Source organism: Gracilibacillus lacisalsi DSM 19029 (genome assembly GCF_000377765.1).
In the GTDB taxonomy this organism is placed as follows: Bacteria; Bacillota; Bacilli; order Bacillales; family Amphibacillaceae; genus Gracilibacillus; species Gracilibacillus lacisalsi.
Window position 1 is genome coordinate 229,738 of sequence record NZ_KB898668.1, and the last position, 24,856, is coordinate 254,593.

Annotated in this window: 26 protein-coding genes; 18 read left to right on the top strand and 8 right to left on the bottom strand. The window is 37.0% G+C overall.

Going from position 1 to position 24,856, the window contains the following annotated elements:
- The first annotated feature begins 9 nt into the window (after window positions 1–9).
- Complete coding sequence (locus tag D569_RS0112830) at window positions 10–582, top strand: SCO family protein (RefSeq protein WP_018932833.1); 573 nt, start codon at window positions 10–12, stop codon at window positions 580–582.
- Between the two features lie 70 nt (window positions 583–652).
- Complete coding sequence (locus tag D569_RS0112835) at window positions 653–1,117, top strand: YkyB family protein (RefSeq protein ID WP_018932834.1); 465 nt, start codon at window positions 653–655, stop codon at window positions 1,115–1,117.
- A gap of 281 nt (window positions 1,118–1,398) precedes the next feature.
- On the opposite strand, the gene D569_RS0112840 is transcribed toward D569_RS0112835, so the two are convergent.
- Window positions 1,399–1,731, bottom strand: a complete 333-nt coding sequence (locus D569_RS0112840) for a hypothetical protein (protein ID WP_018932835.1) — start codon at window positions 1,729–1,731, stop codon at window positions 1,399–1,401.
- A gap of 111 nt (window positions 1,732–1,842) precedes the next feature.
- Here D569_RS0112840 and D569_RS0112845 point away from each other — a divergent pair, with 111 nt between their 5' ends.
- Entirely contained in the window at window positions 1,843–3,003 is a 1,161-nt protein-coding gene (locus D569_RS0112845) for an aminotransferase A (protein ID WP_018932836.1), read from the top strand.
- Window positions 3,004–3,307: 304 nt separating this feature from the next.
- Here D569_RS0112845 and D569_RS0112850 read toward each other — a convergent pair whose 3' ends face one another.
- Window positions 3,308–3,487, bottom strand: a complete 180-nt coding sequence (locus D569_RS0112850; protein ID WP_018932837.1) for an aspartyl-phosphate phosphatase Spo0E family protein — start codon at window positions 3,485–3,487, stop codon at window positions 3,308–3,310.
- Window positions 3,488–4,346: 859 nt separating this feature from the next.
- On the opposite strand from D569_RS0112850, the gene D569_RS0112855 reads away from it, so the two are divergent.
- The 3 genes from D569_RS0112855 (at window position 4,347) to D569_RS0112865 (ending at window position 7,438) form a co-directional block, all read left to right on the top strand.
- On the top strand, window positions 4,347–5,465 hold the full coding sequence (locus tag D569_RS0112855) for a hypothetical protein (protein WP_018932838.1): 1,119 nt from the start codon (window positions 4,347–4,349) through the stop codon (window positions 5,463–5,465).
- Between the two features lie 16 nt (window positions 5,466–5,481).
- Entirely contained in the window at window positions 5,482–6,609 is a 1,128-nt protein-coding gene (locus D569_RS0112860) for a S1C family serine protease (RefSeq protein ID WP_018932839.1), read from the top strand.
- A 169-nt stretch (window positions 6,610–6,778) separates the two neighbouring features.
- Window positions 6,779–7,438, top strand: coding sequence for a hypothetical protein (locus D569_RS0112865; RefSeq protein ID WP_018932840.1), 660 nt, complete (start codon window positions 6,779–6,781; stop codon window positions 7,436–7,438).
- 97 nt (window positions 7,439–7,535) lie between these two features.
- On the opposite strand, the gene D569_RS0112870 is transcribed toward D569_RS0112865, so the two are convergent.
- Window positions 7,536–7,982, bottom strand: a complete 447-nt coding sequence (locus D569_RS0112870; protein ID WP_018932841.1) for a hypothetical protein — start codon at window positions 7,980–7,982, stop codon at window positions 7,536–7,538.
- Window positions 7,983–8,131: 149 nt separating this feature from the next.
- On the opposite strand from D569_RS0112870, the gene D569_RS23635 reads away from it, so the two are divergent.
- The 4 genes from D569_RS23635 to spoVAE are packed head-to-tail and all read left to right on the top strand — an operon-like array spanning window position 8,132 to window position 10,431.
- Window positions 8,132–8,590, top strand: coding sequence for a YhcN/YlaJ family sporulation lipoprotein (locus tag D569_RS23635; RefSeq protein ID WP_018932842.1), 459 nt, complete (start codon window positions 8,132–8,134; stop codon window positions 8,588–8,590).
- 13 nt (window positions 8,591–8,603) lie between these two features.
- A complete protein-coding gene (gene spoVAC, locus D569_RS0112880) occupies window positions 8,604–9,059 on the top strand; it encodes a stage V sporulation protein AC (RefSeq protein ID WP_018932843.1) in 456 nt (151 codons plus the stop codon).
- A complete protein-coding gene (gene spoVAD, locus D569_RS0112885; protein ID WP_018932844.1) occupies window positions 9,059–10,063 on the top strand; it encodes a stage V sporulation protein AD in 1,005 nt (334 codons plus the stop codon). The genes spoVAC and spoVAD overlap by 1 nt, the downstream gene beginning before the upstream one ends.
- Before the next feature lie 17 nt (window positions 10,064–10,080).
- Entirely contained in the window at window positions 10,081–10,431 is a 351-nt protein-coding gene (spoVAE, locus tag D569_RS0112890; RefSeq protein ID WP_018932845.1) for a stage V sporulation protein AE, read from the top strand.
- Window positions 10,432–10,681: 250 nt separating this feature from the next.
- Here the strand turns inward: spoVAE and D569_RS0112895 are convergent, their stop codons facing one another.
- A complete protein-coding gene (locus D569_RS0112895; RefSeq protein WP_018932846.1) occupies window positions 10,682–11,659 on the bottom strand; it encodes a zinc-binding dehydrogenase in 978 nt (325 codons plus the stop codon).
- A gap of 1 nt (window position 11,660) precedes the next feature.
- The gene (locus tag D569_RS0112900; RefSeq protein WP_018932847.1) at window positions 11,661–12,134 is read right to left on the bottom strand and encodes a DUF6884 domain-containing protein; all 474 of its coding nucleotides are present in this window, start codon (window positions 12,132–12,134) and stop codon (window positions 11,661–11,663) included.
- 664 nt (window positions 12,135–12,798) lie between these two features.
- On the opposite strand from D569_RS0112900, the gene ilvB reads away from it, so the two are divergent.
- From ilvB to D569_RS0112940, 8 genes are all read left to right on the top strand, one after another.
- A complete protein-coding gene (gene ilvB, locus D569_RS0112905; RefSeq protein ID WP_018932848.1) occupies window positions 12,799–14,532 on the top strand; it encodes a biosynthetic-type acetolactate synthase large subunit in 1,734 nt (577 codons plus the stop codon).
- Window positions 14,529–15,047 (top strand): acetolactate synthase small subunit, encoded by a 519-nt coding sequence (gene ilvN / locus D569_RS0112910; protein ID WP_018932849.1) that lies wholly within the window; start codon window positions 14,529–14,531, stop codon window positions 15,045–15,047. The genes ilvB and ilvN overlap by 4 nt, the downstream gene beginning before the upstream one ends.
- Window positions 15,048–15,105: 58 nt before the next feature.
- Window positions 15,106–16,137 carry a ketol-acid reductoisomerase gene (gene ilvC / locus D569_RS0112915; protein ID WP_018932850.1) on the top strand — a complete coding sequence of 344 codons (1,032 nt, stop codon included), beginning with the start codon at window positions 15,106–15,108 and terminating at the stop codon, window positions 16,135–16,137.
- Window positions 16,124–17,647, top strand: coding sequence for a 2-isopropylmalate synthase (locus D569_RS0112920; protein WP_018932851.1), 1,524 nt, complete (start codon window positions 16,124–16,126; stop codon window positions 17,645–17,647). Before ilvC ends, D569_RS0112920 begins: the two co-directional genes overlap by 14 nt.
- A 24-nt stretch (window positions 17,648–17,671) precedes the next feature.
- A complete protein-coding gene (gene leuB / locus D569_RS0112925; protein ID WP_018932852.1) occupies window positions 17,672–18,739 on the top strand; it encodes a 3-isopropylmalate dehydrogenase in 1,068 nt (355 codons plus the stop codon).
- A gap of 129 nt (window positions 18,740–18,868) precedes the next feature.
- On the top strand, window positions 18,869–20,287 hold the full coding sequence (gene leuC, locus D569_RS0112930; RefSeq protein ID WP_018932853.1) for a 3-isopropylmalate dehydratase large subunit: 1,419 nt from the start codon (window positions 18,869–18,871) through the stop codon (window positions 20,285–20,287).
- A gap of 21 nt (window positions 20,288–20,308) precedes the next feature.
- Complete coding sequence (gene leuD / locus D569_RS0112935) at window positions 20,309–20,893, top strand: 3-isopropylmalate dehydratase small subunit (RefSeq protein WP_018932854.1); 585 nt, start codon at window positions 20,309–20,311, stop codon at window positions 20,891–20,893.
- Between the two features lie 164 nt (window positions 20,894–21,057).
- Window positions 21,058–21,756: a TraR/DksA C4-type zinc finger protein gene (locus tag D569_RS0112940; RefSeq protein ID WP_018932855.1), complete on the top strand. Its 699-nt coding sequence runs from the start codon at window positions 21,058–21,060 to the stop codon at window positions 21,754–21,756.
- Window positions 21,757–21,822: 66 nt separating this feature from the next.
- Here D569_RS0112940 and D569_RS0112945 read toward each other — a convergent pair whose 3' ends face one another.
- The 3 genes from D569_RS0112945 to deoC form a co-directional block, all read right to left on the bottom strand.
- A complete protein-coding gene (locus tag D569_RS0112945) occupies window positions 21,823–22,428 on the bottom strand; it encodes a DUF421 domain-containing protein (RefSeq protein ID WP_018932856.1) in 606 nt (201 codons plus the stop codon).
- Between the two features lie 104 nt (window positions 22,429–22,532).
- A complete protein-coding gene (locus D569_RS0112950; protein WP_018932857.1) occupies window positions 22,533–23,279 on the bottom strand; it encodes a CPBP family intramembrane glutamic endopeptidase in 747 nt (248 codons plus the stop codon).
- A gap of 905 nt (window positions 23,280–24,184) precedes the next feature.
- Window positions 24,185–24,856, bottom strand: coding sequence for a deoxyribose-phosphate aldolase (gene deoC / locus D569_RS0112955; protein ID WP_026287321.1), 672 nt, complete (start codon window positions 24,854–24,856; stop codon window positions 24,185–24,187).

Below are 24,856 nucleotides of genomic sequence, written 5' to 3' on the forward strand. Positions count from 1 at the left end.
GGTGAAGACATGAAACGCAATGTAATACTTATGATCTTTATTGCACTTATAATAGCTGGCTGTGCAGATTCAAATAAATATGAAGGTGACTTTTCTATTGAGGTAGAAGATTTTACCTTTACAAATCAAGATGGTGATGATTTTTCAAAAAGCGATCTAGACGGAAAATTTTGGGTCGCTAACATGATATTCACTAACTGTGATTCGATTTGTCCCTCGATGACTGCTAATATGGCCAGACTCCAGGGTCTATTAGAGGAAGAAAATATAGATGCTGAATTAGTTTCCTTTAGTGTTGATCCAACTAATGATTCACCAGAAATATTAAAGGAATATATTGAGGAACGTGGCGGCACATTGGATAATTGGCACGCACTAACAGGTTACACAGATGAAGATATCAGTCAATTTGCCAGTAATTCATTCCAAGCATTTGTAGAAAATCCTGACAATAGTGACCAAGTTGCCCACGTCAATTCGTTCTATTTAGTCACACCAGACGGTAATGCTATAAAGAAATATCGCGGAGATAAGGCAGACAATATGCAAAAAATAGTTGAAGATATCCAAGCAATGAATTAAAGTAACAAGTAGAAGGATTGTTCTCCTTCTACTTTTCTTATGATATGAAATTTGGAAAGAAGGTGATGAAATGAAGGATTCAGATCAAGCGATTGATAGAATTGGACAAGCATTATTTATTGTTAATCGACATGCCAAGACCGCCCCAGATCCTACTCAATTATACCGCTTAAAAAATGAAACGATGAAAAAACTTATTAAAGAAAAAAAGGCAATAAAAGTTGGATTGCATTTTTCAAACAATCCAAAGCAAAGTCGCCAACACTCGGTATTACTTGTTCAAGTCGGGAATTACTACTTCCACACTCCTCCTAATAAAGAGGACATGGATACTTTACCCCATCTTGGTCAATTAAATGATAGCTATCGAAATCAAAAGCCTATCCTCTCATTAAACAAGGCAAAAGCAATCCTATTTGAATATTTAGACTGGTCTGTTCCAAAGCCAGCAAAAAGGCGTAATCCCAACTATAAACCCTTTCTACAGCAAACCTCTTCGCTTTCTCCTTTTTATCATAAAAGAAAACGCCGATAATACTATCCCTGTCACAAACAGAGGCAGGGACAAAAGAGAAATTAGATAGGGAAAATCCGAACATTAAAGTCTGAGTACACATACCGCTTCGGCAAAACACTTCGCTTTCCGTGGGCTTACTTAAGCTAACTGTGTGAAGAAAAACACTTCACACAGTAGATCTTCGGCTCGTGCTCGTCATGCGGAGTCTGCGTATTTTGCCTACAAAAAGTTCAGATTGTTCGGATTCTCATTCTACTTATTTAGTTATGTCCCAGCCTCTGTACATTTCTATCCATATATTAGTTAGAATAGGGTTGATTTTTTTTCATGAGAGAGAAACTTCTTTTTATACTTACAATAATAGAGAAGATTAATACTCCATACAGAACATATTTCCAATCTGGTACATTGATAAATTCGGATACAAGTAAGAACATGATTAATACCACAAACATATAAGTGATGAAAGTGTTCCACTCTAAAGCTATAACGAACTTCACAAAAGGTTTACATACATAATACAGAATAATTAAGCCAGTTACGATATAAAGTACAAAAAACAATTCAGTCTGCATCGTTAATAAAAGAAAATCACTTATTCTTACAATCTCTTTCCAAAGGTCTTCAACCATTATGTGTCCCTCCTTTTCATTTTATGATAAAATAATGCTAGCTTTTATAATTAGTATTATTATTTCCAAAGATTGTACTAGTTATAAGCGGAAATGAAGGAGGCATACATTTTGGAATCATTCATCAATGAGCAAGTGAAAGGCATTGAAATATCTGGAATCAGACAATTCTTTAATATGGTGGGAAATAAAAACGATATTCTATCACTAACTATAGGTCAACCTGATTTCCCTACCCCTTCCCATGTTAAAGAAAAAACAAAGGAAGCAATTGATCAAAATCAAACTACGTATACCCATAATGCAGGTATTTTATCTTTAAGAGAAGCAATTGCTTCATTTATAAAAACGAACTATCAACTAGAGTATGATCCTAGTAATGAAATCATCGTTACTGTCGGGGCATCCCAAGCTATTGATATTACCCTTAGAACTATTTTAATGAAAGGTGATGAAGTACTTTTACCTGGGCCAGTCTATCCTGGTTATGAACCATTAGTGAAATTAGCAGGCGGAATACCAACGTTTATCGATACTCGCCAATCCAATTTCAAATTAACAGCTGACCTGATAGAAAAATCTATTACGCCTAATACAAAGGCTGTCATTATCCCTTACCCTTCCAACCCTACAGGTGTGACACTTACAAAGGATGAATTAATAGATATAGCAACAGTTGTTGAAAAGCATAATATCTTTTTGATTGCAGACGAAATTTACAGCGAATTAGTTTATGATCAAAGCCACTATTCTATAGGACGTTTTCAAACTATTCGTGATAAAGTAATCATTATTAATGGCGTGTCAAAATCACATTCGATGACTGGTTTTCGAATTGGTTATATTCTTGCTGCTGACTGGTTAGCAAAACATATACTGAAAGTCCACCAGTATAATGTTTCTTGTGCATCCTCCATTAGCCAGTACGGCGCATTAGAAGCCATTAAGAACGGGCAACATGATCCGATTAAAATGAAAAAAGTATATCAGGAACGAAGAGACTATGTATATCAAAGGCTAAAAGCAATGAATATAAAAACATACTTACCAGATGGCGGATTCTATTTTTTTGTAGATGTTAGACACCTACAAAAAGAATCTTTCTCCTTGGCACTACAATTAGTCGAAGAAGCTAAAGTAGCGCTAGTACCTGGCAGCGCGTTTTCTGAATTAGGTGAAGGCTTTTTGCGTTTGTCTTATGCTTACGATATGGATACATTAACAGAAGGACTAGATCGGATCGAGGCGTTTATCTCCAAATTAACAAGTTAGTCATAATTTTCCATGATAAACCGGGAAAGCCCACCCGGTCCTGTCAAAAGTAGTTATTTTGACATGAATAATAGGCGTAACAACCACTCCGGCTGCCCACTTCGCTTTCCGTGGGGTTTGTCCTTGCACCTCCTGATAGCGAAGTAATTAGTCGGAGCGTTGGCAAATACACTTAAAATTTATCAAAATAACTACTTTTTTAATACCGTGATTATGCTGATTTTATGCTTTCTTTCCATATCAGCATACAAAACCCGTTTCAGGGAGTGGTTGAAACGGGTTTTCTTTATATATTTAAACATACTCATTCTGTTTCTTTATTTTGTTTTTGCTTATAATGCTCATAATCATTTAATAATTCGTCCAACTCTTGACTAATGTGAAGTGATTCTTTGCTAGTAATACCTTTTTTGAGAGCAACATCGGTCATTTCTTTTCTTAATTCCTCAATCTTACTTATTAAATTTATTGGATACAGTGTCATTTACCGAGTTACCCCCTAAAATAGATTTGTCCGACAGCGCATTTGGTAAACGCTATTGATTATCCCAAAAAAATGGTTCCTTGTAAAGCAAACCGCAATATTAGACATTTCTTTCGTATAAGAAAAGAATTTCTCGTAAATCTTGCAACATTTCGACATTTTTCTTTTATAGTATTTCATTATATTATGGAAGGAGTTTGGGTCCAGCAAGAGGACAAGGTGCTTTTCGCTATATTCAAAATGAAGCTTTTCCATCCATATGAAATCTGACTTAATAGCTTTGGAAAAAACAATCGAAAATTCAAATATATGTATTAAATATAAAATATTTAAAGATATTTTACAAGTAAAGTACGCATTATGGTGTTTGTGAATTATGGTGATTTTTGTCTATATGAAGCACAAAACCAGAACAGCAATCTGCTTTTTTTAGACTCAATAACAAAACCTCAATAGACTATTCTCTATTGAGGTTCTCTTATTTCTACATTATTTTACACGATCAAAAATACTATAACCCATACAACCGATTAAAATCACTAAACATAAAATACCAAAAAGATCCACGTTCTACACCTCATTTTTTCAATTCTTCTTTTCTATATTATACCTAATTTCCTCATTTTAATAAAGAATATTTTAGTATTTTCTTACCAAATCCTCTAAAGAATTAAATCGATTCATGCTATAATAAAGTGAGACTTCTATCAGCTGGGCTGAACGGTTAGCACTGAGATTTACATCAGTGGTTGGTCTCATGAGCCGTAAGCGCCATGCTATATGAACCCAATCCAGTCAAACTAGAAGGCGAGGAATTATTTTGTCCTTTTGTCCCAATTGTGGTAGTCAGGTTGAAGTAATGGAAACCTTTTGTGTTTCTTGCGGAAAAAGATTACCAGAAGATATAAATAAAAGAAAATTACCAGAGAAACCGTCTAAAAAATGGTGGTTACTCCCTACTGTCTCATTAATTCTTGCGAGTTGTATAATTGGCTCCACCTATTTTATTACAAACTATCAATCTAATAAAGCCTTAACTTATTATGATGAAGCAGCTGAGATGGCTCTGATTGGTGATTATCAGCAAGCAATAACATTACTTGAGCGTGCTCTGGATTATAAAGATAATTTTCCTGCTGCCGAAGAAGTTATAGAATTTTTAGATGTTGCTATGGAAGTGGAAGAAAATATTAAGCAAGTTGAGACCTTAAATGAACAAAGTAAGTTTGCTGAGTCATTTAAAATAATTCGAAATTCTGAAGCTGATTTACAAAAATTTAGTGGAGACTTGACCGATCAGATAATAGAAGAAAATCTGGCCACCAAAAATCAAACATTATTAAAACAAGCAACATATAAATTGAATAATGACCCTACTACCGATGAATTAAAGGCTTTATTATGGGAAGTAGAAGATATAACACATGAACAGGTAGCTGAATTACAGGAAGAAGTACACCAAAAGCTAGTGTCCATGACTTATCAAGAGGCTACTGCTTTACTTGAAGACTTTCAGTTTTCTCAGGCCTTGCATGTAATTGAAGATACGTTAAAAGTAGTGGAAAGCTCTGAACAATTAGAAAGTTTAAAAACAACGATAAATAAAGAGAAAACAGCTTTCGAATCTGCTCAGGAGCAACGAATCGAACAAGCACTTTCTGCGTTTGAAGAAGAACAAGAGTTAAATGAAAGTCATGCCATAGAACTCATTGATATACAAATACAAGAAGAGAAAGATAACTGGATCATTACTGGTCAACTAAAAAGTGTTGCTACAGTCCCTATCCATTCTATTTTAGTTAGTTATTCAATTCGTGATAAGGACGACAATACTGTTTTAGAAAACGATGTTTATGTATTTCCAGAGACATTATATCCAGATGAAGAGGGTAATTTTGAATTTACTCATTATGACGTTGATACAGACTATGAGCGATTAACACCAAAAGTAGAAGAAGTGACTTGGTACTTAGAATAAACTTCGGGGGATTTTTATGTATAAGAAAAGAAAATATATTCCTATTTTTTCCGCTGTCATCATACTATTAATAGCAATAATTGCAGCAATTAGTATTTACTTCAGTTTTATGAAACAGCCATTAGAAATAACGAATACACTAGCTACCAATATTGCAAGTGAGAGTGAAGTAAATTTAAAAAATATTATTCATCAATCTCAAAAATCAGTCGTTCAAATTGAAAGCTCCAGTGATGTCAACAAAAAAACAGGTTCTGGTTTTGTAATAAACAATCAAGGTGATATCATTACAAATGCCCATGTAGTCGAGGATGCTGACACCATTATTGTGAAATTAACTAATGCCAGGGAATATCCGGCAGCAATAGTTGGGATCGGAGAAGATCAAGATTTTGCAGTAATACGTGTTCCAGAGCTAAACCAGCTAGAGCCAATAGCATTGGAAACGGACAAACAAGCAGATATCGGTGATGAAATAATCGCGATCGGAAGTCCGATGGGGATTCAGAATAGTGTATCTCTTGGATTGATCGTTGGTACTGATCGATCATTTTCGATAAATGATTATCAATACGATGAAGTGTATCAAATCTCTGCTAACATCACACATGGAAATAGCGGTGGTCCTCTTATTTCCAGAAACAGTGGAAGAGTCATTGGAATTAACTCTGCGGGAATTTCTGATACAGACATTGGATTCAGTATACCAATCTCTCAAGTAGCTGAGACCGTTTCAGAATGGACGGAGAATGTGCAAGAAGATGAATTAACCATTCTCTCCCCGACCGAACAAACAATAAATAAAGAAAAACTTAAAGAAGACACCCTTTATATTGCTGATTACTTTTTTGATAATATTGAACTAAGAGATTATGTTAACGCCTATTCTTTATTGGGTAGTAAATATCAAAACAGCACGAGTTATACAGACTTCCGTCAATTATTTCAAACATTGATCGATTTAGAGGTTCAAGATAAAACCATTATTGATACTAAAAATGACGAAGTGCATATGGAAGTCAATGTCGAAATAACGATGAGAAATGAGACGTACGAAGAAGTCCAAAAATCACGGCAGTATGTGTTAGTAGTTGGGTATGAAAATGACCAACTAAAAATACTTAAATTGCAACAAGCCAAATAAAAGTGAGACTACCATTAGTAGGGGGTGTTCTTTGCCCTACTGTTGGTTAGCGATACTTATCAGGGTGTTATCGTCCGTTAGATCCTACTCTCACCTCTTTGAAACACTACATTCTTTTAAGTGGGAAATGACGGAAGGTTAGTATCAAAGCTAAAGAGGGGATGCTGTTTTGAAGAAAATCATTATTGTTTCACTTATTCTTTTGATCGGATGTAGTAATCAAGAAAGCGAGCCGATGATCACAAAAGAAGATCCTGATCAACCAATAGATGAATTATTAGACCAAGAAGAAATACCTCAGGAAAAAGAAGACCCTGAAGTAGAGTTTATATTAGAAGATGAAATTATAACATTGAACACAGACAATATTACTATACTTGGCGCCTATCTCAACACAGTGGAAAACAGAGATAGAGCTATAGCTAATATGAAGCTTGAAAAGCTTGAACTGGATCGACTTTACCTACTTTCTTTTAATTGCTCGTCAACGACTTGTTCTTATCTCTTATTAGATAGAAATGAGCCAAATCGTTCATTTTTAATAGATGATTTAATCTATTTAAAGGAAGTGATTCCATCTCCAGATCAATCAAATTTAGTATTTATTTTGGATGAGTTACAAGGAGATACATGGAAAGTATTCAACCTAGAAGCCTGGGATACAGTTAAATTTGAGCCTCCACCGCCGGCTGAAGATATAAATATTCAATCAGCAGAATGGCTTGATGAAGAATCTATTATTATCAAATATCAGCAGCTACCAGATGATAATGAACAGGAAATGATCATTACAGAGAAACAAGAACAATTGTTTGATTTAGAAGATTAATTGCTATCTAAATGGAAGTAAATGCTACATCCGCACAAAAACCCGTTTTCATTTAAATATGAAGCGGGTTTTTTGAAAAGGCACTATGTCGAGAAAATTATTGGAATCTAATCGTTTCCTCTGTTTTAATGTCTATCCTTTCTCCATCAATGAAGAACTGGGTATGGACAAACATTTTATGATCCCCTTTTTTAAGAGCCGGAAAATTCAATGGTTGTTGTGGATAATACTGGTACCCAGGTTTCATCTGTTTAGATATCGGACTACCTGTAAAAGTTGCATTGTCAGCATTAATAGTAACTTGTGTTAGCGGTGTTCTGTGCTGGATCATCATATCTTCTTCCCCAATATATTGAATCGATCGCAACACTTGAAAGCCATCACTAGTTGCCTCTACGCGTATATGTACAATAAAATCCTCATATTGTTCTTCAATCTTGACTGTTTCAACTAAAGATGCTTTCTGTAAATCCTTAATAACAAACAGTAGGACAGTCCCAATACAAGCGATTATAGCGATGACAATGGTGTATTTTTTCCACACATGTCATTCCTCCTCGCCATTTTTCTTTTCTTATATAGACGAATTCCCTAAACGTTTGGTTTCATTTCTTTTACAAATTTTAAATGTATACTTTTTTAAAACTTCTACAAGATATGTATAAGGCTATTCCATTAAAGGGAGGAAATAAGATGAAAGTGTTACATATATTCACTACTATCATGTGCATCTTAATACTTGCTGCCTGTAATAATCAGGACAATTCCTCTACGACTCAAGGTAATTCGTCTGATATTGTCATGTTGAGTTCAGAAACGTCAAATGCACATGAGGAACAGTCTATACCTAGCATAGCACAAACATATTTGGACGACCAGACAAATGATATTGCTTCATACAAAGCAATTCATATGGAAGATCAACTTTTTGTTGCCTTTAATGCAACACCTCTTAAACAAGCAGTTGAACAAAAAATAGAAAAACGAGTAAAAAAAGACTTAGAAACATTAACGAATATCAAAGAAATTCAAGTGACTTCTGATCAAAAATTTTTCATGGAGTTAACCAAGCTGGAAAATCAATCATTATCAAAGGAAGAAGCTCAAAAAAAATTAAAGAAACTCAAAAAACTGTTGAAAGAGAAAACGTAATGGAGGATATACAATGAAAGATCACCAAACAAATTACAAAGATTATGAAAAAGCCCAAGAACCGAAACGACCATTACTAAAAAACTGTATCAAGGCTTTTTTAATTGGTGGGCTTATTTGTGTCATTGGACAGGTTATATCAACCATCTATATGTACTTCTTTGACTTCACCGAACAAACTGTTGGTAATCCGACAGTTGCAACATTAATATTTATCACCATGTTACTTACTGGATTTGGGGTTTATGATCGTATTGCTCAATTTGCAGGGGCTGGAACGGCTGTGCCTGTAACAGGATTTGGTAATGCTGTAATTTCTGCTGCAATAGAACATCGTACAGAAGGATTTGTACAAGGTGTTGGTGGAAATATGTTTAAACTTGCTGGATCTGTAATTCTATTCGGTGTATTTTCTGCATTTATTATAGCTTTAATTAAAACTATTTTTTCTTATTGGAGTGGCGCATAATGATGACAGGTAAACAAACTTGGGTATTTGATTCCCCCCCATCCATTATTTCAACAGGAGTAGTTGGAGGACCTTTAGAAGAAAAAGGAAATATCCCCAATGACTTTGATTATTTCTATACGGATCAATGGATGGATGAAAAGTCATTTGAACTTGCACATCAACATATGATCGAAGATGCATGTCACTACGCCATTGAAAAAGCGAATTTGGAATTAAGTGACATTCAGTACTTTCTACATGGCGACCTAATTAACCAGTTAACTCCCTCTAACTTTGCAGCAAAAAATTTAGACACTCCCTATTTAGGTGTATTTAGTGCTTGTGCAACGTCAATGGAAGGATTAGCTATGGCTGCTTTAATAATGACTCAAATGAAAGCTGATTATGTGATGACTGGTGCGGCAAGTCACACTTCCGCAGTTGAAAGACAGTTCCGCTATCCGAATGAATACGGTAGTCAAAAACCCGATACTGCTCAGTTAACTGTAACGGGTGCTGGTATAGCTATTCTTTCAAAGAATGGTACAGGTCCAAAAGTAACATCTGCAACGATTGGAAAAGTTGTGGATAGAGGTTTAAAAGATCCGTTTAATATGGGTGGTGCTATGGCTCCAGCTGCTTATGATACCATTACTAGACATTTGAAGGATCGAAATATTTCGCCAGATTATTATGATTACATCATAACCGGAGATCTCGCTAAAGTTGGCCGTGAAATTTGCTTAGATTTATTCCAACAAAATAATGATCAAATTAACGAAAATCAATTTGTTGATTGCGGGTTAATCATCTATAAATCTGATCAACCTATATTCGCTGGAGCTAGTGGGCCAGCATGTTCGGCAGTGGTTACATATGGCCACTTTATCAATAAGCTGTTACAGGGAGAATGCAATCGTATTTTAGTTGTTGCTACAGGAGCTTTGTTATCCCCACTAACCGTTCAACAAAAACAAACAATACCGTGTATTGCACATGCAGTATCTATTGAAAATGCTTAAAAAAGAGGTGATTTAGAATGGTTTTTTTATGGTCTTTCATAGTTGGGGGGCTTATCTGTGTAGTCGGTCAGCTATTACTGGATGTAGGGAAACTGACTCCCGGTCATACATTAAGCACATTAGTTGTTGCTGGAGCTATTTTAGATGGGCTAGGGTTATATGAGCCATTAATTGATTTTGCTGGAGCTGGTGCTACAGTTCCGATCACGAGTTTTGGTAACTCACTTGTTCACGGTGCACTAGAAGAAGCGGAGAAACACGGATTGATAGGTGTTGTAACAGGTATGTTTGAAGTAACAAGTTCAGGTATTTCTGCAGCAATCATCTTCGGAATGATAGGCGCCATCTTCTTCAAAGCAAAGGGCTAAATAAACCAGTTAATGTTGAGCGGACATTTAGTGCGTTATTTGATGGAAGATCACCCGTTTTTCAGTATTAACGGACATTTAATCCGTTATTTGCTTCCATTAGGTAAGAATTAGTCTGTTTTTCAGTGAATAGCGGAATAGATGTCCGCAAACATCCAAAAAACAGCATCTTTTTCACAAATAACGGAACAAATGTCCGTACGCTCAGCCCAGAATCATTTGTACCTCGCAGCATACGCCGTTTAGCTTTTTACATATAAATATATATTTTGCCTAGCTGCTTTTGTGACTCTAAATGGCTAAAGGCTTTATTTATATCAGTCAATGGATATCCTTTATCAAGTAGTGGTTTTATATGATGTTTTTCGATGAAATCAATCAACTCGCGTAACTCTTCCCTGCTTCCCATTGTTGATCCAATTAGTTTGTATTGCCCATAGAAAAACGAACGCAAATTAAATGTAATCTCATCGTTAGTAGATGAACCAAAAGTAACTATTCTGCCACCTTTTTTCAGTACTTCTAATGACTTGTTAAACGTAGCACCTCCTATACTTTCAATCACGATATCAATCTGTTCATCAGCTAAGACATTTTTCCAATCTTCATCAGTTAAGATTCCACGATCAAAGCCTAGTTGCTCTGCTTGCTTTAATTTATCATAATCTCTCGAAGAAGTTATCACTCTTGCTCCTACTGCTTTAGCCATCTGGATGATAAAGGATGTTACTCCCCCACCTACTCCAGGAATAAATAATGTTTCCCCTTCTTTTATTTGTCCTTGTGTAAATAATGCACGATAACCAGTAAGGGCAGATAAAGCAAAAGTTCCTGCTTCTTCCCAATTTAAATGAGTTGGTACTCTTTCAACAAAATCTTCTTCAATAAGAATTTTTTCAGCGAATGTACCATTAAATGGCACTCCCACGATTTCAAAATCTTTCGGTGGTGCCTCTGAATTATTATACCAGTTTAAGCCTGGATTAATAATTACTTCCTCCCCCATTTCAAACCGAGAAGATCCTTCGCCAACTTTTTCAATCACACCAGCTCCATCAGATCCAAGAATATATGGTTCTGGATTACTACCAACACGATCTTTTATTTTCAAATCCCTATGATTTAACCCTGCTGATTTTAATCGTACTAAAACTTGCCCCGCTTTCGGCTCTAGCTCAGGCATATTTACTAATTGATATGTCCCGTTTTGGACAACATATGCTTTCATATTAAGACTCCTCTCTTATAGTATGTAGAGCTTGGTTATTCTCAATGCTATTCTTTAATAATCCTTGCATCTGGCCAATGCCTTTTGTTCCTAACAAAGGATATTGAATACTATCTGCTTGCTGAAATGTCTGATTAATAATTGGTTGATATTTTTTTCCTGTCAACACAACAATATCGTGAAATACATCAAGCCCCTTTTCCTTTAATTGATTTCGTAATAGATTAACCGATATTACATCTGGATCATTAGGGCGAAATGTGACATCATAGTTACCCGGTACCGTATCATCTGGTAATAATAAACCGTGTTTTCCAGATATAATAACCCAATTTTCGAAATACAATTCAACATATTGACGGCATAAACGATGCAATACACCTATGTACGCATATTTTGCTTGAGTCGGACCGATATCAGGGGTTTTATCCCATATTTTCTTTTTCCCACAAGGAATAATACACAATTGCGACATGTTCATCTCTCCATTCTAACCATTCTATTATATATAACTAATTAGCAGCATGTAAAACGTAAAAAAAGATTGTCAGATTAAAACAAGATAACAGCAACATTGTAATCGCTTACGGTCATTGCACCCCGAAAGAAATGTCAGAAAATTATTAAAAAACGGTTGACCAAACGACTTTTTGGTTGTATTATTGTCGTCAATCAGATATTTCAGAAAATTAAACATTTTTTAAAAAATATCTGTAGACAGGATAGAATCAATCGTATAGTATAAATTATAGAATATATATAAAGCGTTGACGGGAACAAAGGATTAGGATCATGTATTGAAAGAGAGCCGAGGATGGTGGAAGCTCGGTAATACACCCTTTTCCGAATACTCATCCCAGAGTGCTATGTTGAACAGACTTTCCTAGTAAGCATAGCCAGGTGTTCACACACCTGTTATCAAAATGAAGCTATTTATAAAATGTAGCTTCATAAGGCAATATTTGTAAGAATATTGCGAATCAGGGTGGTACCGTGAAAAGAAAGGCCTTTTCTCCCTTGTTATTTGCTATTTCGGTAGCAAGAACAAGTTAGAAATGGCCTTTTTTCTATATATAATGAAAATGAAATGATTATATTATATTTAATTTTTCAGATTCTAACATTTAGGAGGGATTATAATGGAAAGAACACAGAAGCAAGTACAATCAGCTACAGACTATAATGAACCCAAAACAGGTGCTGATTTACTTGTCGAATCGTTAATTAACGAAGGTGTCGATACATTATTCGGTTACCCAGGCGGAGCAGCTTTGCCTATTTTCGATGCTCTTTATAAAGCTCAGGATGCTTTCGATCAAATCCTAGCTAGACATGAACAAGGTTCTATACATGCAGCAGAAGGTTATGCAAGAGTTTCTGGTAAGCCTGGTGTTGTTGTGGCAACTTCAGGACCTGGTGCAACTAACTTAGTAACTGGTATTGCTGATGCAATGATTGATTCTTTGCCGATGATCATCATTACGGGTCAAGTTGCCCAAGGAGTAATTGGAACGGACGCATTTCAAGAAGTAGATGTAATGGGTGTGACTACGCCAATTACAAAGCATAACTATCAAGTTCGCGATGTTAGTGATTTACCTCGCATCGTCAAAGAGGCGTTTCATATTGCAACAACAGGCCGTCCTGGACCAGTATTAATTGATATGCCGAAAGATATATCTGGTGAGGTGATTGAAGCAGCATTCAAACCAAATGTAGAATTGGATCTACCAGGATATCAACCAACAACCAAACCGAACCCATTGCAAACGAAAAAACTTGCTGAAGCGATTGGTAAGGCGAAAAAACCAGTTTTACTAACAGGTGCAGGTATCTTATTTGCAAAAGCTTCTGAGGAAGTCCAAGAGCTTGCTGAAAAGTATTCTTTACCTGTCGCCTCTACTCTGTTAGGTTTAGGAGCATTCCCTGGTGACCATCCATTATTTATGGGAATGGCAGGTATGCACGGGACATACGCTTCCAATACCGCTTTGTATGAATGTGACTTATTAATCAACATTGGAGCAAGGTTTGACGACCGTTTAACCGGTAAATTAACATCCTTTGCTCCGAACGCAACAGTAGCTCACATTGATATTGATCCAGCAGAAATTGGTAAGAACGTTGCTACAGATATTCCGATTGTTGGAGATGCCAAGGCAGCAGTAAAGAAACTTTTATCCCATGATATCCAACATCCTGAGCATGATGAATGGCTTGTCCGCATTCACGAAAACAAAGAAAGCTATCCACTATGGTTCAATAACCCTGATCAAGAGATGATCGGACAATGGGTTATTAAGAAAGTCCACGAGGCAACCAAAGGAAATGCCATTGTGACAACTGATGTCGGGCAACATCAAATGTGGGCAGCACAATATTACACCTTCACCAAACCCGACAAATGGGTATCATCTGGTGGCTTAGGAACTATGGGTTTTGGCTTTCCAGCAGCAATTGGTGCACAGCTTGCTAAGCCTGATGAGACCGTTGTAGCTATTGTTGGTGACGGTGGTTTCCAAATGACGCTTCAGGAATTATCGATACTGCAAGAAAAAGGCTTGCCAGTCAAAGTAATTATTGTAAATAATCAAGCATTAGGAATGGTTAGACAATGGCAGGAAAAATTCTATTCCGAGCGTTATTCACAATCCATTTTTAGCATTCAACCTGATTTCGTTAAGTTGGCAGAATCCTACAATGTTAAAGGATTACAAGTAACAACTCAAGATGAGTTTATTCAAGCATTGCCTGAGATTTTCGATTATGAGGGTCCGGTAGTAGTAGATGCTCGCGTCTTGCAGCAGGAAAATGTATTCCCAATGATAGCACCTGGTACAGGACTAAATGAAATGATTGGGGTGAAACCATGAAACGAATTATAACTGCAACGGTGAGAAATCGCAGTGGTGTATTAAACCGCATAACAAGTCTCTTACAACGACGTCAATTTAACATCGAAAGTATCTCTGTTGGCAGAACTGAAACAGAAGGTATGAGTAAAATGACTTTCGTTGTTGAGGTTGAAGATTCACAAAAATTAGAACAAGTAACGAAACAGCTTAACAAGCAAATAGATGTTATCAAAGTTTCGGATATAACAGATAAAGCTATTGTTGCACGTGAGCTTGCATTGATAAAAATTGTCAGCAACGGCCAATTACGTGCAGAGGTTCAAGGTATTATTGAACCATTCAGGGCTTCGATTATTGATGTAAGTAAAGATAGCTTATCCATCCAAGTTACTGGTAAGCCAGATAAAGTAGAAGCATTAATTGAACTGCTACGACCATATGGCATTAAAGAATTAGCACGCACAGGCTTAACTGCTTTTGTTCGTGGACAACAGCCCAATACAGATGGCAGTTTTCAATCACTATTAGGTTAATAATAATAATCACATTATTATAAATAAAATAAAATTAATGGAGAGGATGTAGTTTATTATGACTAAAGTACTTTATAACAACAATATTAATGAAGAGGTATTACAATCTAAGAAGATCGCCATTATCGGTTATGGTTCTCAAGGCCATGCACATGCATTGAACTTGAAAGAAAGTGGTTTTGATGTAGTGGTTGGTCTTCGTAAAGGTCGTTCTTGGGATAAAGCGGTAGAAGATGGTGTGGATGTAAAATCTGTAGCAGATGCATCTAAAGAAGCAGATGTTATTATGATCTTACTTCCTGACGAATATCAGCCATCCATTTATAAAGAGGCAATTGAACCAAACTTAGAAGCAGGAAATGCCCTAGTATTTGCGCATGGATTTAATATTCACTTTAATCAAATCGTACCTCCAGCAGATGTAGATGTATTTCTTGTAGCTCCGAAAGGGCCTGGTCACTTAGTACGTAGAACATATGAAGAAGGTGCTGGTGTACCTGCACTTTATGGTATTTTCCAAGATGCAACAGGTCAAGCAACAGATGTGGCTCTAGCTTATGCAAAAGGAATCGGTGCAGGCCGTGCTGGTATTCTTGAAACAAGTTTCCAAGAAGAAACGGAAACAGATTTATTTGGTGAGCAAGCTGTACTTTGCGGCGGTACTTCTGCTCTTGTAAAAGCTGGTTTCGAAACGCTTGTAGAAGCTGGGTATCAACCAGAAGTTGCATATTTTGAATGTCTACATGAATTAAAACTAATTGTTGATCTACTATATGAAGGTGGATTAGAGAACATGCGCCACTCTATTTCTGACACTGCTGAATGGGGTGACTTCATGTCAGGTCCACGTATTGTTGATGAAGATACAAAGGCACGTATGAAAGAAGTATTATCTGACATCCAAACAGGTAAATTCGCTCAAGGTTGGATTCTTGAAAATCAAGCTAACCGTCCTCGTTATGCTGCTATTAAGAAAGCAGAAAGCGAACATCAAATTGAGAAGGTAGGTAGAGAACTGCGTGAATTAATGCCATTTGTTAAACAAAAGGCAATTAATAAAAAGGAAGTGGTCTCTAATGACTCAAATTAAGATTTTTGATACGACACTTCGTGATGGTGAACAATCACCTGGTGTCAATCTCAATCAACTAGAAAAATTAGAGCTTGCTAAACAATTAGAACGCTTTGGGGTAGATGTTATGGAAGCAGGGTTTCCTGCTTCCTCCAAAGGCGATTTTGAAGCTGTAAAAAAAATTGCTGAAACGGTGAAGAATGTATCTGTAACTGGTTTAGCTCGTGCCGTTAAATCCGATATTGATGCTTGTCGCGATGCTTTACAAAATGCGACTCATCCTAGACTTCACGTTTTTATTGCCACCTCCCCTATTCATATGGAATATAAATTAAAGAAAACTCCAGAAGAAGTGATTGAAACAGCAGTCGAAATGGTCAAATACGGTAAACAATTTTTTGATCATGTTGAATGGTCTGCAGAAGATGCATCACGTACTGACTTAGATTTCCTTGCAAAGATTATTGAAAAAGTCATCGATGCTGGTGCTACCGTGATTAACTTACCTGATACAGTTGGTTATACTATGCCACGTGAATATGGTGCCATGTTTAAGTATATTAAAGAAAATGTACCAAACATTGATAAAGTTGACCTTTCTTGTCATTGCCACGATGACCTAGGGATGGCTTTGGCTAACTCTATTGCCGCAGTAGAAAATGGTGCTACTCAAGTCGAAGGTACAATTAACGGTATCGGTGAACGTGCAGGAAACGCATCATTGGAAGAGTTTGCTGTAGCGTTAAAAATTCGCAATGATTATTATCCTTATTATACTAATTTAGTTTTAAATGAAATTAAACGTACTAGTGATATGGTGAGTAAATTCACTGGTATGACGGTACCTGGAAACAAAGCGGTTGTTGGCCGAAATGCTTTTGCACATGAATCTGGCATTCACCAAGATGGTGTATTAAAAAATGCGCAAACGTATGAAATTATTACCCCAGAATTAGTCGGTGTTCATTCTAATAACCTTGTATTAGGTAAGCACTCAGGTCGTCATGCATTTACAGATAAAATTAAGCAGCTTGGTTACGAACTTCCAGAAGACAAAATAAAAGAAGCATTTAAGGCGTTTAAATTATTAACTGACCGTAAAAAAGAAGTCACAGACGATGATTTGTTTGCAATCCTTACTGACATTCAAACAGATACCTCGAATGTGAAACGTTATCAACTGCAAAATTTCCAAGTTCAATATGGTTCGAATGATCAACCAAGTGCAACAGTATCACTTACTACTCCTGATAATGAGCAAGTAGAAGATACGAGCACAGGCTCAGGTAGTGTGGAAGCACTATATAACACATTAGATCAAATAATTACAGAAGAAACACACCTTACTGATTTTCAACTAAATTCAATTGGTCAAGGTCGCGATGCACTCGCAGAAGTACATGTCAGCTTAACTGTTGATGGAAAGACTGTAAGTGGACGTGGTTCCGCACAAGATGTGTTAGAAGCTGCTGTGCAAGCATATCTAAACGGTGTAAACCGAGCTATTTACCAAAAAAAAGCAATCTAAGTCGTTATGTAGGAGGTCAATGAATTGAGCAAAAAAATCGTCCTGCTTCCGGGTGATGGAATTGGAGCAGAAGTTATCTATGCTGCCAAAGAAGTCCTAGAAGCAATTAGCCAAAAATATCATAAAGTTTTTGAATTTTCTTCATACGACATCGGTGGTGTTGCCATTGATAATCACGCCACTCCCCTCCCTGACGAAACGGTAGAAGCTTGCAAAAGTGCTGATGCTGTTTTATTAGGTGCAGTAGGTGGTCCGAAGTGGGATAATAACCCTTCAGATTTAAGACCCGAACGTGGTTTGCTAGGTATCCGTAAAGCACTGGATTTATATGCGAACCTGCGCCCTGTTAAAGGCTTCAAAAATCTTTTACATGCATCTCCACTAAAAGAAGAAATCATACAAGGCAGTGACTTATTAATTGTTCGTGAACTAACTGGCGGGTTATATTTCGGAAGACCAAGTGAACGTCTTGATGATGGGAATGCTGTTGTTGACACATTAGCATATACACGAAAAGAGATGGAACGTATTATCGACAAAGCTTTTCAAAGTGCAGAGTTACGCAATAACCACCTAACCTCTGTTGATAAAGCAAATGTGTTAGAATCTAGTAAACTATGGAGGGAAATTGTCGAGGAAAAAAAGGTAGAATATCCAAATGTCACCGTTGATCACGTATTAGTCGACGCTGCGGCAATGAAACTGATCACGAATCCGACACAGTTTGATGTGATAGTTACAGAGAACATGTTTGGTGATATTTTAAGTGATGAAGCTTCTGTTCTAACTGGATCACTTGGGATGCTCCCTTCTGCTAGCTTAGCTGAAGACGGTGTTGGCTTATATGAACCTGCGCATGGATCTGCACCTGATATTGCTGGTAAAGGTATTGCCAATCCAATTGCGATGATCCTTTCCGCTGCCATGATGCTTCGCTACTCATTTGATATGAATGAAGAAGCACAAGCAATTGAAGATGCAGTAGAAAAAGTATTAAATCAAAACTATCACACCGCAGATTTGAAAAATGACAATGGAAAGCTAGTCAACACAACCGAAATGACACAGTTAATCGTTGACGCAATCCAATAAGAAGACGGAAACTTCGGCGTACCTATTCCACATAGATAAACGCCGATCTTTTTCTAAGTGAACAACTACTATAGTGCTGAACAAAGCAACTTTATGTTGATAAAAACTATTACGTAAGGAGTGAAACAGATGCGAAAACCAAAGACTATTATTGAAAAGATTTGGGAAAAACATATCGTTCATCATGAAGAAGGGAAACCTGATCTTTTATATATTGACTTACACTTAGTCCATGAGGTTACTTCCCCTCAAGCGTTTGAAGGGCTTAGAATCAACAACCGAAAAGTACGCAGACCTGATCGCACCTTTGCAACCATGGATCATAACGTACCAACGATCCACCGTAATGTTATCAAAGATGAAGTATCCAAAACACAAATGGAGACATTAAAAGCAAACTGTGAAGAGTTTGGTGTACCTTTAGCTGATATCCATCATCCAGATCAAGGTATCGTACATGTAATCGGGCCAGAATTAGGATTGACACAACCTGGTAAAACAATTGTTTGTGGTGACAGCCACACTTCTACTCACGGAGCATTCGGTGCATTAGCCTTTGGTATTGGTACCAGTGAAGTGGAACACGTATTAGCTACCCAAACCATCTGGCAACAAAAACCAAAAACATTAAATGTAAAAGTCAATGGTAAATTAGGTACAGGTGTAACAGCAAAAGACTTAATTTTAGCAATTATCGGTAAATTTGGTGTTAAATTCGGTACTGGATATGTTATCGAATATACCGGAGAAGCAATTCGAGATCTGTCTATGGAAGGTCGTATGACAGTCTGTAACATGTCGATTGAAGCTGGTGCTCGTGCAGGTTTGATCAGCCCGGATGACACTACTGTTGAATTTTTACGCGGAAAACGCCATGTTCCAGATGGTCAAGAATTCGAGCAGCTTGTTGAAGAATGGAAAGCATTAGCAACAGATGAAGGTGCCATTTATGATGAGCAAGTCGAAATTGATGCGGACGAAATTGAACCACAGGTTACATGGGGAACAAACCCTGGTATGTGTATTCCCGTGAGCGCAAACGTTCCAACTGTTGATGATGCAAATCATGAGAATGAACGTGAAGAAATAACGCGTGCTTTAGAGTACATGGGCCTTGAAGGTGGCGAACCAATCTCTTCTGTTGAAATTGAACACGTATTTATCGGATCTTGTACTAACTCTCGACTTGCAGACTTGAAGAGAGCATCTGAAATAGTAAAGGGACACAAAGTGAATCCTAATGTTCGTGCCATTGTTGTACCTGGTTCCCATAGTGTCAAAGCTCAAGCCGAAAAAGAAGGGATCGATGTCATCTTTAAAGATGCTGGTTTTGAATGGCGTGATGCTGGTTGCAGTATGTGTCTTGCCATGAACGATGACGTTGTTCCGGAGGGCGAACGTTGCGCTTCTACTTCTAATCGTAATTTTGAAGGTCGTCAAGGTACTGGTGCTCGTACACACTTAGTAAGTCCGGAAATGGCTGCAGCAGCTGCAATCAAAGGACACTTTGTTGATGTTCGTCATTTATCCATTCCAACACCAAGCTAAATGTTAAAGGAGGCTACCAAAATGGAACCAATTCGTAAACACGAAGGGCTAGTATACCCTTTGAATCGCGCGAATGTTGATACTGATCAAATCATTCCTAAACAATTTCTCAAACGAATTTCACGTCAAGGATTTGGTCAATTCGTTTTCTATAACTGGCGCTTTGACTCAAACGGTGAATTGCGTAACGATTTCTCTTTAAATCAGCCAAAATATCAAGGAACATCTATCTTAGTAGCCGGAGAAAACTTCGGTTGCGGATCCTCCCGTGAACATGCTCCATGGGCATTACAAGATTATGGCTTTAGAGTAATTATAGCTCCAAGTTATGCTGATATTTTTTATAACAACTGTACAAAAAATGGTATCTTACCTGTTAAATTAACAGAAGATGAGGTACAGACCTTAATTAACAATGCGGAAGCCAGTCAATATCACTTAACTGTAGACCTTGAAGCAAAAAAAGTCTATGACACTCAAGGCTTTGAAGCTTCTTTTGATTTAGACGACTATAAGCGAGAAATGCTTCTAAATGGATGGGATGAAATTGCTGTTACTCTAACCCATGAAGATAAGATATCTCAATTTGAAGAAGCAAAAGGTTAATCTAAAAAGCTGATTTCCTTAAGATAAGGAGGTCAGCTTTTTTAAAATGCCCTTCTAATATATCCTCTCCTCTCTTCTTTCCTTTATCCATTTCATTTTCCAAAATCATCTTTAGTGGGATATGAAGATTCGGACATACTAACAGATATAAGGAGGTGTAATATTTGCTACATCCCACTGAAATACAACAATGCAAACAGGAATTATTAACACGAAAAAAAGAAATGAAAGAGCATCTCAAAGATCATTTCGGATTAGAACAAGCCATTAATAAAGAATCCGTTTCAGAATTATCCAATTATGATAACCATCCAGCTGATACAGGTTCAGAGCTATTTGAACGAGAAAAAGACATTGCACTTAACGAACACGAGGAAAAAGAGCTATCTGATATCAAACAAGCATTACAAGCTATTGACAATGGAACGTATGGAAAATGTGAGATCTGCCACAGTGATATACCTGCAGAACGTATGATGGCAATGCCTACTACTACTCGATGTATAAAGCATGCAGAACATGATGTCAAAAAGCAAAGACCGATCGAAGAAGATATTCTCCACTCCAATATCGATGAACAGGAATTAGAAGGTGATGATCATACGATGTTTGATGGTGAAGACGCATGGCAAAGTGTAGAAATGTACGGCTCCTCTGATGGCCCTTCAGACTTTTATGATACTGAAAAAGATTATGATAATATGTATTATCATTCAGAAGAACAGGTCGGAAGCGTAGAGGAACTCGAAGGATTTCTATTAGCTGGAATGGATGGAAAATATATTGGTGTCAATGACGCACATGAAAAATATGAAGATTATTTAGATGAGAATGATATCAAGTCGATTTTATATGATCAATAATGTAAAAATTCCTATAGAGCTTTAAAAAACATTATGTAGGACCACCAGAGGTTGGTCCTACATAATCTACTCTAAATGTTTAGGAGGTGGTGTTTGGTGTTGCTTATCCGCTACCTCCTGAAATATATTATCCTTAGGATTTGTATTATTTTGTAGGGTGTTAATGCTTAGTTGCAATTGTTGTAATTGGTTAACTAGTTGTTGTAAATCACCTTTAGTCATTGGTTGAGCTTCAGGCTTTAACATGTATCCTAATTGTCCATTCGGTTCCAATGTTGCCGATTCTACATCGCTGAGTTTTTGAACATTTTGTTGCCGTAACAACATCTCTAATAAATCTACTGATATACGATATTTCCTTAAATTTTCTTCAATAAGTTGGCCATTTTCAATTAATACATTGGATTTACCTGTGATTAAAGCTTCAGCCTTATCCGATTTTATTTGTACATATTCCATCACAATTAATGTAATAATCAAAATTGCACTTATGCCGAATGTAACCCAGATATTTTCACCTGCTACAGGCTGAATAAGCAGTGACCCTATCGCAATCATCAGAACAGTTTGTGCTAATGTCATTTGAGATATTGACTTCCTGCCAGCTATCCGAAGAAGAAACGTTCCTATTATAATAATTAAAACAGCTTTCCAAATCCAATCCCATTGCACAAGGCAACACCCTTTCACAGTTGAAAATTTTTAGGTTGAAAATTCCGTACTGTTCTACTTCTAGGATGAGCATGTCAATGATGGATTATGTATTTATTTCTTCCTTAAATAATATCTAACAACGCTAACATTCCAGTCACTGCGTATATGTTCCAAAGAATATGGAGCATAATCGGAACTACTAATGACTTAGTCAAACGATATAACCCAACGAAAATCATCCCCATTATGGTTGCGGATATAAAATGTCCCGGATGTAATGCTCCAAAAATCACAGCAGATACTATTAGTCCTATCCAAAAGGAATATTTTTCATTTAAAAATTTATGTACTAAGCCTCTGAACATAATTTCTTCTTTAATTGGCGTTAGCAAAGTAAATGCAAGGTAAAATAAGAGAAGGTTAAACCAATGATCTGACATCCCTTCTAAACCAAATGTATCAATTTGACTTGCTCCCTCTTCCCACTTGAACACATGGAGAATAAGAAATTGACTGATGTAAGTAAAAACAAATGCTATAAAAAGATATAAATATGTTTTCGCTTTTTTTAGTGGTTTCCATGAAAAGGACATCTTCAGAAAATGCCGCACCTTTTTAAATATTAATAGTGCGATCACAATACCTAGAGCATCTATGATTAACGTGTAATGACTTTGCATCAATAAACTCGTATAGGATCCTTCCGTTCCTCCGTCTAATATCAACGCAATGATTCCTAGGATAAAGCCTAGCACTAGTACAAATCCAAGGTATGATAAGAAAAAGCCAATCACGCCACCCCAGCCTAATTCTACATTGTCTTTCAGATCTTTCCCCTCATTTTCTTTGTTAAAAGTAAGTTCTTCCATGTTAACTCCCCTTTAATAAATCGATAGTTCATTTACGAGTTCAATCCTTATAATGTTTCAGTTTTTAGTACTTTAATTGCTTGACTATAGTTATCCAATTAAGAAAAACTGGCAAACCCCGCCGGTCCTTTATTACTTTAGTAGTAATGATGAAATATTTGAACAGCTTGACCACCGCTCCGGCTCCCACTTCCCTTTCCGTGGGGTTTGTCCTTCAGCTAACTTTTTCGAGCCAAAACCGCTCGAAAAAGTGGATCTTCAGGTCAAACAATTCCCACAGGAGTGGAAGTGAACGGCCTTCGCTAAGGTCTGTTCTACAATTCTAGCATGAAGTAACATAGCTGCTTTTATACTTATGGATAGCGATTCTCGCTCTTATCCATTGTATAAAAGGCAACCTATTACTTCTGACAAGAATTGTTGCACCTTCTCATAGCGGAGACTAATTACGGAGACTCCTGCGGGAACTGCGCGAGCCGAAAATCCACTTTGCAAAGTGTTTTTCTTTGCAAAGTTAGTTGAGGCCGTGCCCGTGGAAAGCGAAGTAATTAGTCGGAGCGTTGGCAAATACACTTAAAATATGTCAAAATAACTACTTCGTTAAACACGGTCATTGCGCTGATTATATACTTTCTTACCATTTAAGAAAAGCGCAGAGCGCCCGCTTAGAAACGTAGCGGCTCTGGAGCTAATCGACTGAGATCCACTTTGGTAAGCGCTCTTTGCTTACCAAAGTTAGGTTAGCGAAAATCCCGTGGAAAGGGAAGTGGACAGCCGCAGCGATGGTTTCCTGTACAAGCTATTTCAAAATGGCTACTCTGCTTACAAATGCGTTGATACCGCGGATTATATACTCCCTCTATATTACAACGAAAAAGGATACAGCACTGCTGTATCCACTAATCTTAATAATCACTATTACTTTCTTCACCATTTACAATCGCTACACTGGCACTTGCTCCAATTCGGGAAGCGCCTGCATCGACCATTGCTTGTGCTGTTTCTAAATCACGTACGCCACCAGAAGCTTTTACCCCAATATCTGGTCCGACTGTTTTACGCATTAAGGCGATATCTTCTGTTGTAGCTCCTCCAGTTGAGAAACCTGTAGATGTCTTAACATAATCAGCTCCTGCTGCAACAGCTAATCGGCAGGCTGTTTCTTTTTCTTCATCCGTTAATAAGCATGTTTCAATAATTACTTTTACTAATGCTTTTCCAGATGCAGCCTGTACTACTGCTTCGATATCTTGTTGAACTAGCTCATGTTTTCCATCTTTTAAGGCTGCAATATTTATTACCATGTCAACTTCTGTCGCACCTTTTTCGATAGTATATTTCGTTTCAAAAGCTTTAACTGCCGAAGACGTCGCACCTAATGGGAAACCAATCACCGTACAAACTGCTACATTCGAACCGGTTAATAATTCTTTTGCATAGCTAACCCATGTCGGATTAACACAAACAGAGTAAAAACCATATTCTTTCGCTTCATTACATAACGTCTCAATTTGTTCATTTGTTGTATCTGGTTTTAATGCAGTATGATCAATTTTGTTTGCTAAAGTCATGTTCAT